At 74.7% G+C, this 17,068-nt stretch carries 15 protein-coding genes; 7 read left to right on the forward strand and 8 right to left on the reverse strand.

Features of this window, described 5'->3' with window-relative positions; genetic code table 11:
- Positions 1-134: 134 nt before the first annotated feature.
- Together ACIQGZ_RS29360 and ACIQGZ_RS29365 are read left to right on the forward strand one after the other, a co-directional pair.
- Positions 135-2,459 carry a TOMM precursor leader peptide-binding protein gene (locus ACIQGZ_RS29360; RefSeq protein WP_402607740.1) on the forward strand — a complete coding sequence of 775 codons (2,325 nt, stop codon included), beginning with the start codon at positions 135-137 and terminating at the stop codon, positions 2,457-2,459.
- Between the two features lie 25 nt (positions 2,460-2,484).
- Positions 2,485-4,014, forward strand: coding sequence for a SagB family peptide dehydrogenase (locus ACIQGZ_RS29365; protein ID WP_402607742.1), 1,530 nt, complete (start codon positions 2,485-2,487; stop codon positions 4,012-4,014).
- An 89-nt stretch (positions 4,015-4,103) separates the two neighbouring features.
- Here ACIQGZ_RS29365 and ACIQGZ_RS29370 read toward each other — a convergent pair whose 3' ends face one another.
- The 3 genes from ACIQGZ_RS29370 to ACIQGZ_RS29380 form a co-directional block, all read right to left on the reverse strand.
- The gene (locus tag ACIQGZ_RS29370) at positions 4,104-4,781 is read right to left on the reverse strand and encodes a response regulator (RefSeq protein ID WP_402607744.1); all 678 of its coding nucleotides are present in this window, start codon (positions 4,779-4,781) and stop codon (positions 4,104-4,106) included.
- A gap of 49 nt (positions 4,782-4,830) precedes the next feature.
- Positions 4,831-5,061 (reverse strand): hypothetical protein, encoded by a 231-nt coding sequence (locus ACIQGZ_RS29375; RefSeq protein WP_402607746.1) that lies wholly within the window; start codon positions 5,059-5,061, stop codon positions 4,831-4,833.
- Between the two features lie 227 nt (positions 5,062-5,288).
- The gene (locus ACIQGZ_RS29380; RefSeq protein ID WP_402607748.1) at positions 5,289-5,600 is read right to left on the reverse strand and encodes a hypothetical protein; all 312 of its coding nucleotides are present in this window, start codon (positions 5,598-5,600) and stop codon (positions 5,289-5,291) included.
- A 382-nt stretch (positions 5,601-5,982) separates the two neighbouring features.
- Here ACIQGZ_RS29380 and ACIQGZ_RS29385 point away from each other — a divergent pair, with 382 nt between their 5' ends.
- Together ACIQGZ_RS29385 and ACIQGZ_RS29390 are read left to right on the forward strand one after the other, a co-directional pair.
- A complete protein-coding gene (locus ACIQGZ_RS29385) occupies positions 5,983-7,011 on the forward strand; it encodes a LuxR C-terminal-related transcriptional regulator (protein ID WP_402607750.1) in 1,029 nt (342 codons plus the stop codon).
- Between the two features lie 166 nt (positions 7,012-7,177).
- Positions 7,178-7,957, forward strand: coding sequence for an HAD-IIA family hydrolase (locus ACIQGZ_RS29390; protein ID WP_402607752.1), 780 nt, complete (start codon positions 7,178-7,180; stop codon positions 7,955-7,957).
- A gap of 114 nt (positions 7,958-8,071) precedes the next feature.
- On the opposite strand, the gene ACIQGZ_RS29395 is transcribed toward ACIQGZ_RS29390, so the two are convergent.
- Positions 8,072-9,220: a nitronate monooxygenase gene (locus tag ACIQGZ_RS29395; protein WP_402607754.1), complete on the reverse strand. Its 1,149-nt coding sequence runs from the start codon at positions 9,218-9,220 to the stop codon at positions 8,072-8,074.
- Positions 9,221-9,564: 344 nt separating this feature from the next.
- Here ACIQGZ_RS29395 and ung point away from each other — a divergent pair, with 344 nt between their 5' ends.
- Positions 9,565-10,278 carry a uracil-DNA glycosylase gene (gene ung / locus ACIQGZ_RS29400; protein WP_402607756.1) on the forward strand — a complete coding sequence of 238 codons (714 nt, stop codon included), beginning with the start codon at positions 9,565-9,567 and terminating at the stop codon, positions 10,276-10,278.
- A 24-nt stretch (positions 10,279-10,302) separates the two neighbouring features.
- Here ung and ACIQGZ_RS29405 read toward each other — a convergent pair whose 3' ends face one another.
- The 4 genes from ACIQGZ_RS29405 to ACIQGZ_RS29420 all read right to left on the reverse strand — a co-directional run bounded on the left by ACIQGZ_RS29405 (position 10,303) and on the right by ACIQGZ_RS29420 (position 14,501).
- Positions 10,303-11,052, reverse strand: coding sequence for an SAM-dependent methyltransferase (locus tag ACIQGZ_RS29405; protein WP_402607758.1), 750 nt, complete (start codon positions 11,050-11,052; stop codon positions 10,303-10,305).
- Positions 11,053-11,132: 80 nt separating this feature from the next.
- Positions 11,133-12,461 carry a hypothetical protein gene (locus ACIQGZ_RS29410; protein ID WP_402607760.1) on the reverse strand — a complete coding sequence of 443 codons (1,329 nt, stop codon included), beginning with the start codon at positions 12,459-12,461 and terminating at the stop codon, positions 11,133-11,135.
- 248 nt (positions 12,462-12,709) lie between these two features.
- A complete protein-coding gene (locus tag ACIQGZ_RS29415; protein WP_402607762.1) occupies positions 12,710-13,294 on the reverse strand; it encodes a DedA family protein in 585 nt (194 codons plus the stop codon).
- Positions 13,295-13,580: 286 nt separating this feature from the next.
- Complete coding sequence (locus tag ACIQGZ_RS29420) at positions 13,581-14,501, reverse strand: DMT family transporter (RefSeq protein WP_402607764.1); 921 nt, start codon at positions 14,499-14,501, stop codon at positions 13,581-13,583.
- Between ACIQGZ_RS29420 and ACIQGZ_RS29425 the strand changes: the two genes are divergently transcribed.
- Both ACIQGZ_RS29425 and ACIQGZ_RS29430 read left to right on the forward strand, forming a co-directional pair.
- Positions 14,500-15,954: a PLP-dependent aminotransferase family protein gene (locus ACIQGZ_RS29425; protein ID WP_402607766.1), complete on the forward strand. Its 1,455-nt coding sequence runs from the start codon at positions 14,500-14,502 to the stop codon at positions 15,952-15,954. The two genes, ACIQGZ_RS29420 and ACIQGZ_RS29425, sit on opposite strands and share 2 nt — an antisense overlap.
- A 258-nt stretch (positions 15,955-16,212) precedes the next feature.
- Positions 16,213-16,839, forward strand: coding sequence for a MarC family protein (locus tag ACIQGZ_RS29430; protein WP_402607768.1), 627 nt, complete (start codon positions 16,213-16,215; stop codon positions 16,837-16,839).
- The last annotated feature ends 229 nt before the right edge of the window (positions 16,840-17,068 follow it).

Here is a 17,068-nt window from a genome sequence, read left to right on the forward strand (position 1 = left end):
CCGAAGGACGTCGAACTCGCCGCATAACCTCAGCAACCCCGAACCACCCCAAACCCGACAGGAGCGCCTTGACGAAAGACATAGAGGCACCCCCCGCCCGCACACCCGCACCCACCCCGACAGGAGGAGCCACCGTGACCGACTCCCGGCCGACGCCCACCATTGGCTTCAAGCGCCACTACACCCCCTACGTGGTCGACGGCGAGGCCGTCTACCTGGTCTCCGAGCGCGGGGTGTCCGCCGTCGGCGGCGCGCTGGCGCAGACCCTCGCCCCGCTGCTGGACGGCACCCGCACCGTCGAGCAGATCGGCGCGGAGCTCGCCGCCACCGTCCCCGCCGACCGGGTCGGCGGCGCCGTGGACCGGCTGCTGGCCGGCGGCTGGGCGGCGGTCGGCACCGGACCCGCCGCCGACCGGCCCGCCGCCGCCTTCTTCGAGATGGCCGGGCTCGACGGCGACCCGGCGCTGGCCGCACTGCGCACCGCCCGGGTACGGATCGAGGTGTACGGCGAGGTGGACGCCGCGCCGCTCGCCGCCGCGCTGCGCGCCGCCGGAGCGGCCGAGGTGGCCACCGTCGACGGCCCGGCCGCTCAGGACGGCCCGGCGGCTCAGGACGGCACGGCCGCCCCCGACCTGACGGTGGCGCTGACCGACGACTACCTGCACCCCGGCCTCGCCGCCCGCAACGCCGCCGCGCTGGCCGACGGACGCCCCTGGCTGATCGCCCGCCCGGTCGGCTCGCTGCTCTGGGTCGGCCCGGTGTTCGTCCCCGACCGACCGCAGCAGCCGGGCACCGGCTGCTGGGAGTGCCTGTCCCACCGGCTGTCCGCCAACCGCCAGTCGCTCAGCTACCTCCAGCACCGCCTGGGCCGCGACGAACCGCTGTCCACCGCGGGCGCCCACCTCGCCCCCACCCTCGCCACCGGCGTCCAGCTCGCCGCCCTGGAGGCCGCCAAGTGGCTCGCCGGGGCCCGCCCCGCCGAACCCGTCGTCCTCACCTTCGACACCGTGGCCCTGGAGGCCGAACGGCACCGCCTGGTCCGCCGCCCGCAGTGCCCCGCCTGCGGCGACGCCGGCCTGATGGCCCGCCGCCAGCTGGAACCCGTCCGCTTCCAGTCCCGCGCCAAGGCGTTCACCGGCGACGGCGGCCACCGCTCCACCTCCCCCGAGGACATGCTGGAGCGCTACCGCCCCCAGCTCAGCCCGGTCACCGGCGTGGTCACCGGACTGGCCCCCGCCCAGCGCACCCCCGACGGCCTGCGGGTCTACGTGGCCGGCCAGAACCTCGCCCGCCAGGTCGGCGACCTGCGCCAGCTGCGCACCGGCCTGCGCAGCGTCAGCTGCGGCAAGGGCCGCACCGACGTCCAGGCCAGGGCCAGCGCGCTGGGCGAGGCGATGGAGCGCTACTCCGGCGTCTTCCAGGGCGACGAGGCCCGCCGCAGCGCCACCTACGAGCAGCTCGGCGCGGACGCCGTGCACCCGGCCCGCACCCAGCTGTTCAGCGACCGCCAGTACGCCGAGCGGGACCGCTGGAACGCCCGCAGGTCGATGTTCAACACCGTCCCCGAGCGGTTCCGCACCGACGCCACCCTCGAATGGTCGCCGCTCTGGTCGCTCACCGAGCAGCGCACCCGCTGGCTGCCCACCATGTCGCTGTACTACGGCTACCGGCACCACGGCCCGTTCTTCGCCCTGGGCGACTCCAACGGCTCCGCCGCCGGGACGTCCTTCGAGGACGCCGCCCTCCAGGGCTTCCTGGAGCTGGTCGAACGGGACGCCGTCGCCCTCTGGTGGTACAACCGAGTCAACCGCCCCGCCGTCGACCTCGACTCCTTCAACGACCCGTACATCGACCGGATGCGCGAGATCTACGCGGGCCTGGGCCGCGACGTCTGGGCGCTGGACCTCACCGCCGACCTGGGCATCCCCGTCGTCGGCGCCTTCTCCCGCCGGCGGGACAAGCCCACCGAGGACATCCTGATCGCCTTCGGCGCCCACCTCGACCCGCACATCGCCCTCACCCGCGCCCTCACCGAGCTGAACCAGTTCCTCGCCCCGGTCGCCGGCGGCCCCGACGGCACCGTCGACTACGCGGGCGCCGACCCCGAGCAGCGCGCCTGGTGGACCACCGCCACCGTCGCCAACCAGCCCTACCTGCTCCCCGACCGGGCCGCCCCCGCCGCCCGCCCCGGCCGCTGGGCCCCACTGGCCGGCCCCGACCTGGCCGGCGACCTCGCCCTGGCGCAGCGCCTGGTGGAGGAGCGCGGCATGGAGATGCTGGTCCTGGACCAGACCCGCCCCGACATCGGCCTGCCGGTGGCCAAGGTCGTGGTGCCCGGCATGCGGCACTTCTGGGCCCGCTTCGCGCCCGGTCGGCTGTACGACGTCCCGGTGGAGCTCGGCTGGCTGGACACCCCCACGCCGGAGGAGGACCTCAACCCGATCCCGATCTTCATCTGACCCGGCAGAACCCGAGAGGTGCCCCATGACCGTCACCGAACAGCTGCTCCCGGCCGCCCCGGCCGGGGGCGGCCCCTACCGCAGGCTGCTCCGGCTGCGCCCCGATGTGCTCGTCACCGCCCACGGCGACGACGTGGAACTCGCCCACCCGTGGGGCCGGCAGCGGGTCCACGCCCTGGGCAGGCCCACCGTCGGGCGGCTGCTGGAGCTGGCCCGCACCGAGCTGGACGCCGAGGCGACGGCGGCCGGGGACGCCCGGCTGCTGCGGCTGCTGGAACGCTTCCCCTACCTGGTGACCACCGTGCTGGCCGACCCGCTCGGCGACCCGCTGGCCACCGCCGTCCCCATCGCCCGGTCCGCCGGGCTGCCCGGCGGCCTGCCCGACCGGCTGCTCGGCGGCGCCCCGGCGGTGCTCTCCCGCTTCGCCTATCTGCGGCGGCTGCCCGAGGAGCAGCACGCCGGGACGTGTGTGCTGGAATCCCCGCTGGCGCCGTTCCGGGTGACGCTGCACCAGCCGGCGGCGGGCGCCTTCGTGGCCGCGCTGACCGCGCCCCGGCCGGTGGCCGACGCCGCCCTGCCGGCCGGCCTCTCCACGGCGGCCGGCCAGGCGCTGGCCGGGCTGCTGGCCGGAGCGGGCTTCCTGGAGACCGGGCCCGGCGACACCCCGGCCGCCGCCGACCCGGCGCTGTGGGACTTCCACGACCTGCTGTTCCACTCCCGCAGCCGGGCCGGCCGGCACGACTACCCCAGCGGCGGCCTCTTCGCCCACCAGGACATCCCGCAGCTGCCGGCCGTCCCCGCCGCCGACCCACCCGGCGAGGACCCCGGCATCGACCTGCCGGTCCCGGACTGGGACGCGGTGGTGGCCAGGGACCCGGCGTTCAGCGAGGTGCTGGAGGGCCGCCGCTCGGTGCGCGGCTACGCGGAGACACCGGTCACCCTGGAGCAGCTGGGCGAGCTGCTCTACCGCTCGGCCCGGGTCCGCCGGGTGATCCCCGGCGACCCGGAGTCCCCGACGGCGTACGACATCGTGGAGCGGCCCTACCCGGCGGGCGGCGCCACCGGCGAGCTGGAGGTGCACCTGTCGGTGGCGCGCTGCGCCGGGCTGGTGCCGGGGGTGTACCGGTACGACGCGGCGGCGCACCGGCTGCGGCCCCGCCGCTGGAGCGGCCCGGCCGACGAGGCGGCGTTCCGGGAGCTGCTGACGGCGGCCTGGCGGGCGACCAACTGCACGGTCGAGCCGCAGGTGCTGATCACGGTGACCTCGCGGTTCGGGCGGCTGTCGTGGAAGTACAGCCAGATCGCGTACGCGCTGACGCTCAAGCACGTCGGGGTGCTCTACCAGACGCTGTACCTGGTGGCGACCGCGATGGGCCTGGCGCCGTGCGGGCTGGGCTCGGGGGACACCGACGCGGCGGCGCGGGCGCTGGGTCTGGACTGGACGTCCGAGACGTCGGTGGGCGAGTTCCTGATCGGCAGCCGGCCCGCCGGGGTGCCCTCGGTGGCGCACGGGTTCGCGGACACGGTGGCCGAGGCGCGCGGCGCGGCGGGCTGACGGCGGACGCACGGCCGCCGTCCCGGCCGGGGCGTCCGGCCGGGACGGCAGCGCTGGGCGGTGTGTTGGTACGGGTGGGAGGAGGAGGGTCAGAGCCAGCCGCGCTCGCGGGCGATCCTGATGGCGTCGCAGCGGTTGCGGGCCTCGGTCTTGGCGATCACCGAGGAGACGTAGTTGCGGACCGTCCCCGGCGAGAGCCGCATCGCGCCGGCCGCCTCGTTGATGGTGCTGCCCGCCGCGATGTGGCGCAGCACCGCCAGCTCGCGGGGGGTGGGGGTGCCGGCCCGGCCGCGGACCGCGTCCATCACCAGGCGCGGGTCGTAGACCCGGCCGCCGCAGGCGAGTTCACGTACGGCGGAGAGCAGCACGCCCGGCGGCACGTCCTTGAGCAGGATGCCCTCCACCCCGCCGACCAGCGCCCGCTGGAGTTCGACGGTGCGGGGCAGGGCGGCGAGCAGCAGCACGGCGGTGCCGGCGGCCCGCTCGCGGATCTGCGCGGCGGTGGCGGGCCCACCGGGGCCGGGCACGTCCAGGTCGACCACGGCCACCGACGGCCGGGTGCGGGCCGCCTCCGCCACGGCGTCCTCGCCGCGCGCGGTCTCGGCGACCACGGTGAGGTCGCGCTCCCGGTCCAGCAGGGCGCTGAGCCCGGAGCGGAAGAGGTGGTGCCCGTCGGCGAGCAGGACGCCGGTGGCGGGGGCGGGCGCGCAGCGGTCCGGGCTGCGGTGGCGGGGGCCGGCGAAGGCGTCGGCCGGGGCGGTGGTCATCCGGGTCACCTCGTTGCGTCAGGGAGGCGGTGGTCGGCGGCGGGTCCGGTCAGCCCCAGCCCCAGGTGTCGGGCTGGTTCCCGGGCGGAGTCGGCCGGGGGGTGGTGGGGGGAGTGGTCGGGTCGGCCGCCGCTGCGCCGGTGCCGCCCGTGCTGCCGCCGGTACCGCCGTCGGCGACCACGGCCACCGGCGCAGCGGCGGACAGGGTCACTCCGGTGGCGGCGATGAGCGAGCTACAGGAGAGCGCGACAATCGTGATGAAACGGGCAGCCTTCTGCATGGGAGTGCCGATCCTCTCGCGTTCGACTGGTTCCCCGGCCGTACCCCGGGGCGGCGACTGGTGCGCCTCGGCCGGCGCCGCCGGCCGGCCCCAGCGGGTGGGTTCCGTCCGGCCGTCGTGCCGACACCATCGAGAGTGGCGGTCGGGCCTACCGCCTGTCAGCCTCTGCGGCTGGCACTACCGTGCCGTGGCACCCTGAGGCCAGCCACCCGGCCCCGGTCGGCGGCTCACTCCTCGTGCAGCCCGAGCGCGATCCACGGGTCGGCCTCGCAGCGCCGCACCGCCCAGCCGGACAGCGGCGCCCCGTCCCCAGTCAGCACCCCGCAGGCGTGCTTGAGCTCGCCCTCGGCCTCCAGCAGCGTGTGCGCCTGTACGAACAGCACCGCGTCCACCGCACCCGCGTCCTGCCGGATACGGGCATGCCCGAGCCGGGTCGGGAAGCGCACCGTGTGCTCCAGCCCGGCCCGCAGCGTCGTCGCCACCGGCACGGCCTGCGGCGGGCCGTCGTGGCGCTCCAGGCGCACCCGGATCGCGTACATGCCTTCCACGGTGGCGTATCCGATGGCGGTGCAGGCGGCCGAGTCGGTGTCAGATTGGTGCGTGGCAGGAAGATGACACCACCCCGCTGCGCCGCGGCCCCCGGCAGCCGCCCCGCCGCCGGTCGGCGCACACCCCGCCGCCTGGCCGTTCGGATACGGAGCTGCGGCCGCCGGGCCGACCGGCGCCCGCTGCGGATCGGGGCGTCGGCAGGTTCGGATGCGCACAGGGTGTTCGATTGGGCACAAGGCGGCGCTAGGCTATGACGGCTGTCACGCAGCCGGGGACCGCCCGCCGGGTGCCCGCCGTGTGACCTGGTGGCCGGTTCCTCAGGGGGAGTGGGGTCGCAGTGCTGTTCGGGACAGAGCCTCAGGGGTGTCCGTGGTGAGCGGTGTCGACCGGATCGGCCTGGATGCCTTCTCCGAAGCGGTCTACCGCGCGGTCCTGCTCCACCCCGACCTCGACGTGCAGGAGATCGCGGACCGGCTGGAGGCCACCGACCGACAGGTCCGCGACGCCCTCGACCGGCTGGCCGACCTCGCCCTCACCAGACCCCCCGGGGCGTCCGGGCGCTGGCGCGCCGTCAACCCGGAGGTGGGCCTGGCCGCCCTGCTGGCCCGCCAGGAGGCGGAGGCCGCCCGGCGGCAGGAGGAGATCGAGCGCAGCCGCGTCGCGATGGCCGGCCTGATCGCGGAGTACGCCACCCTGCACGCCCCCCGCAGCCCGTCCGGCGTCGAGGTGCTGGGCAGCCTGGCCGAGGTCCGCGACCGGCTGACCGAGCTGGCCGAGGGCGCCACCGCCGAGGTGCTCTCCTTCGCCCCCGGCGGACCGCAGCCCGCCCAGGTGATGGAGGCCAGCCGCGCCCTGGACCAGGCCACCCTGGAGCGCGGCGTGCGGATGCGCACCGTCTACCTGGACAGCGTCCGCAACGACACCGCCACCGTGCAGTACGCCCGCTGGCTCAACCAGCTCGGCGGCAGCGTCCGGACGGTACCGCTGCTGCCGCTGCGCATGATCGTGGTGGACGGGGCCACCGCCGTCGTCCCGATCGACCCGGAGGACGCCCGGCAGGGCGCGGTGCTGCTGCGCAGCCCCGGCGTGATCGCCGCCCTGCACGCCCTCTTCGAGCAGATCTGGGAGCAGGCCAGCCCGCTGGGCGAGGCCCCGCAGCGCAGCACCGACGGGCTCACCGGGCAGGAGCGGCAGCTGCTGCGGCTGCTGGCCGGCGGCCTCACCGACGAGCGCGCGGCGCAGCGGCTCGGCGTCTCGCTGCGGACCATCCGGCGGATGATGGCCGACCTGATGACCAGGATGGGCGCCCGCAGCCGCTTCCAGGCCGGCATCCAGGTGGCCGAGCTCGGCTGGCTGGGCACCGCCGCCGACTCCGCCCGGCAGCCCGCCGGCCCGGCCTGAGCAGGGCGGCTCTCCGTTCCCCGGCCGCCGCTGTCCCGTTGCTCGGGCGCCTCGTGCTCGCCGGGGACGTGCGATTACGCTGTGGTCGTCGGGGCAGCCGTCACACAGCGGGCCGGAGCCGGCGAGCGCCGGGCCGACCGCTAACGAGCTATTGGGAGACAGGCACGTGGCAGACCGCAAGCCCACCGAGTCGTGGCTGACCGACATGGACGGAGTGCTCGTCCACGAGGGCACCCCCATCCCGGGCGCCGAGGAGTTCATCCGCCGCCTGCGCGAGTCCGGCAAGCCGTTCCTCGTCCTCACCAACAACTCCATCTACACCCCCCGCGACCTCGCCGCCCGGCTGGCCGGGATAGGTCTGGAGGTGCCCGAGGAGTCCATCTGGACATCGGCGCTGGCCACCGCGAAGTTCCTGCACGGGCAGCGCCCGCGCGGCACCGCGTACGTCATCGGGGAGGCCGGCCTCACCACGGCGCTCTACCAGATCGGCTATGTGCTGACCGACGTCAACCCCGACTACGTCGTGCTCGGTGAGACCCGCACCTACAGCTTCGAGGCGCTGACCAAGGCGATCCGGCTGATCAACGGCGGCGCCCGGTTCATCGCCACCAACCCGGACGAGACCGGCCCGTCGGCGGAGGGCGCCCTCCCGGCGACCGGCTCGGTGGCGGCGCTGATCACCAAGGCCACCGGGGTCGCGCCGTACTTCGTCGGCAAGCCCAACCCGCTGATGATGCGTGAGGCGCTGAACACCCTCAACGCTCACTCGGAGACCACCACCATGATCGGTGACCGGATGGACACCGACGTGGTGGCCGGCATGGAGGCGGGCCTGGAGACCGTGCTGGTGCTCAGCGGCCTCACCCAGCCCGGCGAGGTGGAGCGCTTCCCGTACCGGCCCGGCCGGGTCGTCAAGTCGATCGCGGACCTCATCGACGAGATCTGAGCCGCGAGATCTGAGCCGCGAGATCTGAGCCGGGAACGGCCCCTTGTGCACCACCGGCCGCCGCGACCTCCGGGGCGCGGCGGCCGGCCCATGTCCGGGGTGCGTGCCCGGCGCTCAGGTCGCGCTGCGGTGCCGGTACGGGGTGTCGGACGCCTCGCCCAGCTCGGTGACCAGCAGTTCCACCAGGTCACCGGCCGACATCGCCCGAGCCAGCCGATGGCCGGTGCCCGCCCACAGGGCCATCCCGTCCGGGTCCTGGCGCGCGGCCGCCGCCCGCCGCAGCGGGGCGACCAGGTGGTGGACCAGCGGATAGCAGGAGGGCGGCGCCACCGCCCCGTGCTCGGCCACGAACCGGTTGACCAGCCCCCGGGCCGCCCGCCCGGAGAATGCCGTGGTGACGGTGGTCGACGAACCGAACGCCCCGTGCTCGGTCCACCTGGGATCGGTGAGCGCCGCCTTGTGCAGCGGATGGGCGCCGCTCTCATGGGCGGCCAGGAAGGCGGTGCCCAGCTGCGCGGCGGCCGCCCCGGCGGCCAGTACGGCAGCCAGCCCCGCGCCGTCCATCACCCCGCCCGACGCCAGCATCGGCATCCGGGCGCCGTCCTCCTCCACCGCCTTGCGCACGGCGGGCAGCAGCTCCAGCAGCCCCGGCCCGGTGTCCGCGACCCCCAGCGGCTCGAAGGAGCCCCGGTGCCCGCCCGCCTCCGGACCCTGGACGACCAGGATGTCCGCCCCGGCCCGCAGCGCGGTCACCCCCTCCTCGGGGGTGGTGACGGTGACGGCGATCTCGGTCCCCGCCGACTGGAGCCGGGCCACCACGTCCGGGTCCGGGCAGCCGAAGGTGAAGCTGACCAGCTGCACCCCGGTCTCAGCCAGCACATCCAGCTTGTCCTGGTACGCGTCGTCGTCCCAGTCCGGCACCGGCGGCAGCTCCACGCCGTAGCGCTCGGCCTCCCCGGCCAGCTCGTCCCGGTAGCGGGCGGCGGCCTGCGCCGCGTGCGGGTCGGGCCGGCCCGGCGTGAAGACATTGACGCCGAAGGGGGCGTCGGTGAGGGTGCGGGTCAGCGCGATCTCCTCCCGCAGCGCCTCGGCGGACCGGTACCCGGCGGCCAGGAAGCCCAGCCCGCCGGCCGAGGAGACGGCCGCCGCCAGCGCCGGGGTGGAGGCACCCCCGGCCATCGGCGCCTGCACCACCGGATGCGGCAGGCGGGAGAGCAGGGTACGGGGAAGCGGAGCGGGCTGGCTGGACTCGTAGCCGTTCACGGCGGCGGTCTCCTCCGGACTCGGGAGCGTCTGGCTCCGACCGTACCCGCCCCCGGGCCCCGCACCCGTCTTCCCCTCCGGCCCGACCCGTCTTCGCTCCGCGCCCCGCCCTTCTTCGCTCCGGGCCCGGCCCGGCTTCCCCTCCGGCTGCGGCGGATCGGCGTTGTCGGTGGCGGCGTATACGGTGCTCGGTGCAGGGGGAGGGCCGCGCTGGTCTCGGCCGTCCGGAAGATCCATCGTGTTCGCTGTGGGAGGTCGTTGTCGTGTCGGACGAGTCGGGGCGGGGAGCCGTGTCACCGGTCGGGTCATCGGTCGGGTCGCCGGTCAGGTCGGAGAGCGGTTCGGTGGCCGGGTCGGTGGCCGAGGCGCCGCCGGGGGAGTTCGAGCTACCCGAGTCGTGGCGTCCGGCGCTGGCCGCCGAGACCGCGCAGCCGTACTTCCACCAGCTGGCCGAGTTCGTCGCCGCGCAGCGGGCCGAGCACCAGGTCTTCCCGCCCCGGGGCGAGGTCTTCTCGGCGCTGGAGGCCACCCCCTACGAGAAGGTCAAGGTGCTGGTCCTCGGTCAGGACCCGTACCACGACGACGGCCAGGCCCACGGCATGTGCTTCTCCGTCCGCCCGGGGACGAAGGTGCCGCCGTCGCTGCGCAACATCTTCAAGGAGCTGCACACCGACCTCGGCGTGCAGAACCCGGACAACGGCTATCTGATGCACTGGGCCGAGCAGGGCGTGCTGCTGCTCAACGCGGTGCTCACCGTGCGGGCCCACGAGGCCAACTCGCACAAGGGCAAGGGCTGGGAGAAGTTCACCGACGCCGTGATCCGCGCCGTGGACGCCCGCGAGGAGCCCTGTGTCTTCGTGCTCTGGGGCAACTACGCAAAGAAGAAGCTGCCGCTGATCGACACCACCCGGCATGTGGTGGTGCAGGGCGCCCACCCCTCGCCGCTGTCGGCCAAGCTCTTCCTGGGCAGCCGCCCCTTCTCGCAGATCGACAAGGCGCTGGCCGACCTCGGCCACCAGCCGGTGGACTGGCGGATACCCGACCTCAAGCAGGGCTGACGCGGCCGCGCCGCGCCGGGGTGCTCAGCCCTCGGTGCGGCGCAGCAGCAGGGTGACGAAGCCGAGGGTGCCCCGGTAGCCGCGCAGCCAGCCGGTGCGGTGCTCCTCGGCCGTCTTCAACGCCTGCCCGGCGTCGGGGTGCTCCGGGTGGTCGAGCGCCCACTGGGCGAGCGAACCGGTCCAGGACCACTCGTAGTCGTCCCACTCGCCCGCCGTGCTGGTGTGCGCGTACACCGGCGTCCAGCCGGCTGCGGCCACCCGGTCCACCGTGCCCGCCAGGTCGTCCCAGTCGGCCGGCTCGGCCCCCAGCTCGTCCAGCGCCGCCCGGTCCGGCACCCGTTCCCAGAAGGCGTCACCGACCAGCACCCGCCCGCCCGGGGCCAGGTGCTCCCTGACCGCGCCCAGGGTCGGCAGCAGCCCGCCGTAGGCGTGGGTGGAGCCGACGCAGAGCACCACGTCGAAGCTGCGGGCCGAGGTGAACTCCGCCGCCGGCATGTGGTGCAGCGCCAGCCGGTCCGCCACCCCGCGCCGCTCGGCCAGGTCCCGGACCCGGTCCAGCGTCGCCACGTCGATGTCCACGCCCTCGGCCAGCATCCGGGGGTGCCGCTCCAGGGCCCGCAGCAGCCACTGCGCCTCCCCACACCCCAGGTCCAGCGCCCGCTCGTCGCCGTTCACCACCGCCCGGTCCAGCAGCCTGCGCACGGATTCGTCGCTGAGCGGCGCGGCGACCGGGTGGTGGGCGTGGGCGAGGGCACTGAGCGTTCGACGGTCCATCCCGGCACCATCGCACTCCCCGGCCCCGCCCGCACCCCGTTTTGCCGGGTGCGTCCGCTCCGCCCGCGCCGCGCCCGCCGTCAGGAGGCCGGGGCGCCCGAGGGCGTACCGGGCGGGGTCGTGGCCTGCCCGGTGGCGGGGACGCCGAGGAACCGCTCCCAGCCCCCGGCCGGCTTCTCACCGGGGGCCAGGGTGCGCAGCTTGCGCAGCACCGCCGGGTCCTGCGCCTCCAGCCACTGGACCAGCTGCCGGAAGGAGACCAGGCGGACCTCCTCATGCCCGGCGATCTCCTTCAGCGCGTCCTCGACGGCGTCCATGTAGATGCCGCCGTTCCACTGCTCGAAGTGGTTGCCGATGAAGAACGGCGCCCGGTTGCCGTCATGGGCCCGCCGGAAGCCGGCCAGATAGGCGTCCCGGGCCTGGCGGCGCCACGCGGCGTACTGGGAGGAGTTGCCCCGGGTCGCGCCGCCGGACTGGTTGGCCAGGATGTTGTAGTCCATCGACAGCACCTGGAAGGAGTGCCCGGGAAACGGGATCGACTGCAGCGGGAAGTCCCAGATCCGGCCGCCCTGCACCTTGCCGGGCCACATCTGCAAGCCGCCCGGCGAGCTGGCGTCGTACTTCCAGCCGAGCTTGGCGGCGGTCGGCAGCAGATTGCGCTGCCCCTCCAGGCAGGGCGTACGGCCGCCGATGAGCTCCTTCTCGTAGTCGAACGGCAGCGGCTCCAGATCGGTGAAGCCGGTGTTGGTACGCCACTCCTTGACGAACCTCTTGGCCTGCTCGATCTCGCTCGCCCAGTCGGCGGGCGACCAGCGGCCGACGCCGTTGCCGCCGCAGAAGTGCCCGTTGAAGTGGGTGCCGATCTCGTGGCCCTCCAGCCAGGCCAGCCGGATCTGCCGGAGGGTGGCCCGGATGTGCGCGTCGGTGAGGTAGCCGATGTCGGAGGCGCCGACGGCATGGCGCGGCGGGTGGTAGAGCGACTTCTTGGCTTCGGGCAGGGTGTAGATGCCGCTGAGGAAGAAGGTCATCGAGGCGTGGTACTGCTTGGCCAGGCCCCGGAACCGGGAGAACAGCTGGTTGTCCAGCTCCCCGGCCCCGTCCCAGGAGAAGACCACGAACTGCGGCGGCCGCCGGCCGGGCAGCAGCCGCTCCGCCTTGGGCTGGCCCGGCTGCGGGCCGGTGTCCGCCGTGGAGCCGTCACCGATCGGCCGGACCGGCTGCTCGGCCCCGAGCCCGCTCCCCTTGACGCCGCCCGCGCTCGGACTGCTGTCGGCACTGGCGCCGCCGCCGGGGGTGCGGCCGCCGCTGCCGCCGCCCTGCGGACCACCGTCCGAGCAGGCGGCCACCGCTCCCAGGGCAGCGGTGGAGGCTGCTGCGGTCAGCACGGTCCTGCGCGAGATGGTGGCCATGGTCTCCCCTGCTCTGTGGTGCCCCGCCAATTCGGGCAAGTGTGCATGAACCGCTCGGTCGAGCGATGTACGCGCGTCCGCTCCCCGCATCACGCATACGACAAAGGGCCCATCAATCGCACGGACGCTCGGTACCCCCGGGTGGCTCCCCGCCGCCGGACCTTGTTGCCGGATCGAGATTTCCCGGCAACGCGACGGAGCGGCACTGCTCGGCAGTACCGCTCCGGAAACCAGGGGACGAGGTCCGGTCAGGACGTCGGCGCGATCCTGCGCTGCCGCCGGATCAGCCGGGCCACCGAGGCGCTCACGGCGGTGGCCGCCGCACAGGAGACGGCGAAGCTCAGCCAGGCGGTGTCGAACCAGTGGCTGTTCAGCCAGCCCAGCGTGACGATGTACGCGGCCCAGATCAGCGCGGACACCGCCGACCAGCGCACAAAGCGGCGCGGATTGGCACTGCCGCCCATCGCCAGGTCCAGGATGGTCCGCCCGGCGGGCACGAAGCGGGCGACGATCACGGTGCGGGCCGCCCGGGTCTCCAGCGCCTGCTGCACCTTGGTGGTGGCACCGGCCCACTGCGGCCGGCGGTCCAGCCGCGCCTGCACCCAGGGCGCACCGCGCCGGGCTATCCGCAGCAGGATGAGGTCACCGACGAAGGACGCTATCGCCACCCCCAGCGCCAGCAAGAGCGGAGCACCGTCCAGGTCGGAGGTCTTGAGCACCGCCACGATCACCATGGACCCGCTCGGAATGACGGGGAGGAAGGCGTCACCGAGCACGGCTGCGAAGGCGAGGATGAAGATCCACGACGAGCCGATGAGCGCCGCGGTGTCCATGGCTGCTGTCCCTACTGTCCCGGGGGGCCGCTTTCCGGTCTGCCCGCCCCTCCCGTTTGGAGTGCGGGGTGAACCAGGGCCACTGCAGTCTGGCACTGGGACATAGCGCCGGGGTAGAGCGGTCCTGCGGTTTCCGGGAGTGGGGGCCGGTACCGCCCGTGGGCAGCGCTTCCCGCTCGGCGGAGCCGTTCACATCAGTGACACAACCTAGCGGGTGGGTCGTTCATGCCCCCAAGCGCCCCCATGTGATGCGGCTAACAAGCTCCTTGGCGCCGCCCGGCCGGGGTCAGCTCCTCGCCCGCTGGGTCACCGCGATGCAGGCCAGGACGGCGACGGCGGTCACCGGCGCCGCCGCCGGCACCCCCTCGCCCAGCAGCAGCGCCGCCCAGACCAGGGTCAGCAGCGGCTGCGCCAGCTGCAACTGGCTGCCCCGGGCCACCCCGATCGCCGCCATGCCCCGGTACCAGAGGACGAACCCGCCGAACTGCGCCACCGCCGCCAGCCAGCCCAGCCCCAGCAGCGCATGCCCGGACCACCGCACCGGCTCCGCCGCCAGCGCCACCGCCGCCACCGGCACGGTCACCGGCAGCGCCGCGACCAGCGCCCAGGCCATCACCTGCCAGCCCGGCAGCACCGCCGACAGCCGGCCGCCCTCCGCGTACCCGGCGGCGCACAGCAGCAGCGCGCCCACCAGGCAGAGGTCGCCCACCCCCGGTGTCCCGTCGCCGTGCAGCAGCGTGAACGCGGTCACCGCCGCCGCCCCGCCCAGCGCGCCCAGCCAGAACGCCCGGGACGGCCGCCGCCCGGTGCGCAGCGCGGCGAACGCGGCCGTGGCGAGCGGCAGCGCGCCGATGACGACGGCGGCGTGCGAGGTGGAGGTGGTACGCAGCGCCAGCGTGCTCAGGAACGGGAAGCCCAGCACGCAGCCGACCGAGACCACCAGCAGTCCGGGCCGGTGGCGCCGCTCGGGGAACGGCACCCGGGCGGCCAGCAGACCCGCCGCCGCGAGCACCGCGGCCAGGACGCAGCGCACACCGGAGATGCTCCAGACGCCGAACCCCTCCAGCGCCCAGCGGGTGGCCGGGAAGCTGAGCGAGAAGGCGACCACCCCCAGCGCGGCGAGCAGGACGCCACCGCGTGCGGCGGGCCCGGTCCGGGCAGCGACCGCTACCGGCGCTGGCAGAGTAGCGCTATCGTCATTCGTCATGAATGACGGTAGCAGTACGGAAAGCCTGGCCGGTACCCTGCGCACCGAGCTGGATCGCTACTCCCCGGGCCAGCGACTGCCGTCCAACCGGGCCCTGGTCGACCGCTTCCGGGTCAGCCCCGTCACCGTCTCCCGCGCCCTCGCCGCCCTCGCGGCCGAGGGTCTGGTGATCACCCGCCCCGGCGCCGGCACCTACCGCGCCGACCGCCCCGCCCGGACCGCCGCCACTCCCGGCGACACCTCCTGGCAGCAGGTCGCCCTCGCCGTCGAGGGCCCGGAAGGCCCGGACGCCGCCCCCCGCGCGGTCGACGCCTCCGGAGTACTGGCCACCCTCGCCGCGCCGCCGACCGGCGTCATCCCCTTCAACGGCGGCTATCTGCACCCCTCGCTGCAACCCCACGACGCCATGGCCGCCGCCCTCGCCCGAGCCGGCCGCCGCCCCGGCGCCTGGGACCGCCCCCCGGTCGACGGCCTGGCCGAGCTGCGCGCCTGGTTCGCCCGCGAGATCGGCGGCCCGGCCGGCGCGGTGGGCGCCGCCGACGTACTGATCACCGCCGGCGGCCAGAGCGCCCTCACCACCGCGCTGCACGCGCTCGCCGCCCCCGGCTCCCCGGTCCTGGTGGAGTCGCCCACCTACCCCGGCACGCTGGCCGTGGCCCGCGCCGCCGGCCTGCGCCCGGTCCCGGTACCGGTGGACGCCGACGGGGTCCGCACCGACCTGCTGGCGGAGGCGTTCGCGGCCACCGGCGCCCGGGTCTTCTGCTGCCAGCCGCTCTTCCAGAACCCCACCGGCGCCGTACTGTCCGCGCAACGCCGCCGCCAGGTGCTGGACGTCGCCCGCGCGGCCGGCGCCTTTGTGATCGAGGACGACTTTGCCCGCCGCCTCAGCCACACCGACGGGCCGCCGCTGCCGCCCCCGCTCGCCGCCGCCGACCAGGACGGCACGGTGGTGCACATCGCCTCTCTCACCAAGGTCACCTCCCCCTCGCTGCGGGTCGGCGCGCTGGTCGCCCGGGGCCCGGCGCTCCAGCGGCTGCGCGCCATCCAGGTGGTGGACAGCTTCTTCGTCTCCCGCCCGCTCCAGGAGGCCACCCTGGAACTGGTCGGCTCACCCGCCTGGAGCCGCCACCTGCGGACCGTCGCCGCCGGCCTCCAACTGCGCCGGGACGCCATGGCGACGGCACTGCACGCCCGGCTGCCGCAGGCCGCACCCCGGTACCTTCCGCACGGCGGCTGCCATCTGTGGCTGCGGCTGCCCGACGGTACGGACGAACCGGCGCTGGCCGCGGCGGCGCTGCGCTCCGGCGTCGCGATCGCCCCCGGCCGCCCGTACTTCGCGGCCGAACCGCCCGCGGCGTATCTGCGGGTCAGCTTTGCGGAGACGGCGGGTGCCCAGGAAGTGGCCGAGGGGGTCCGGCGGTTGGCCGAGTCCGCACCCTGGGCCCTGGACTGACGCCTGATCACCGAGCCGCATCCGACGCCGAGTTGTTACCGCACCGTGGTTAAGGGGCCTAACACAGAGCGTTCGGGTCCGGCAGGATGATCCACAACGCATCGGCCGCCCCCGCCAGGAACGCGGGCGGCCGATGCGTTCCCGACTCCCGCGTGTCCGACTTCCGCGTGTCCGGCTGCTGCATGGCTGAACCGCTGCATGGCGGCCCGCTGCGTGTCTGGCCGGGACCGCCGCACCGCCCGCCGTGATGATGCGAGCATGAACCAGCTGAGCCTCGGCGACACCTTCATCACCTTCCTCGCGGTGGTCGGCCCGCCCAAGGTGCTGCTGTCCTTCGCCACGCTCGCCCAGTCCCGCAGCGCCCGCGAGCTGCGGACCCTCGCCCTGGTCTCCTCCGCCGGAGCCGCCCTGGTGGGGCTGCTCGCGGATTTCGCCGCCCCCGCCCTCTTCGGCCTCTTCCACATCAGCACCCCGGCCCTGGAGATCGCCGGCGGCGTCATCTTCTTCGTCTATGCGGTCGGGCTGGTCCTCGGCGTGCACTTCGGCGGCGCACCCCGCACCGCCGGCACCGGTCTGGCCGACGGCGTCCGCGATCTGCTGCTGCCGTACGTGGTCAGCCCACTGGCCATGACGGCGGTCCTCCTCGAAGCGGTGGAGAAGAACGGCTGGTCCTGGCGCGCCACCGTCGGCGGCGCCTACCTGGCCGTGATCGCCGTCGACCTGCTCAGCGTGCTGCTGCTGGCCCGGCTGCTCCGGTTCTCCGAGCACATCACCATCGAACTGCTGGCCCGCCTGCTCGGCCTGCTGCTCGCCGCCGTCGGCGTCGACCTCGTCCTGGACGGCCTGGAGACGCTCGGCGTACACCTGCTCCCCCGTGACTACTGACCGGCGGATTTGCCTTCGCGCCCAGGGCAGTCGTAGAGTTCCACGGTCGCTCGACAGGGAGCACTGGACACACGGCTCGTGTGTACGGTCCCGGAGCGGCGAACCCTTTCTCATCCTCCGCGAACGCGGTCCGTTGCGTGCGGCCGTGTGTGCGGAATTCGGGAAAGGCGGCGATTAGACCGGATCGGTTCTCTTCGCTAGGGTTTCATCTCGTCGGAACGGGCCGAAA

It is taken from the genome of Streptomyces sp. NPDC092296, assembly GCF_044755465.1.
In the GTDB taxonomy this organism is placed as follows: domain Bacteria; phylum Actinomycetota; class Actinomycetes; order Streptomycetales; family Streptomycetaceae; genus Peterkaempfera.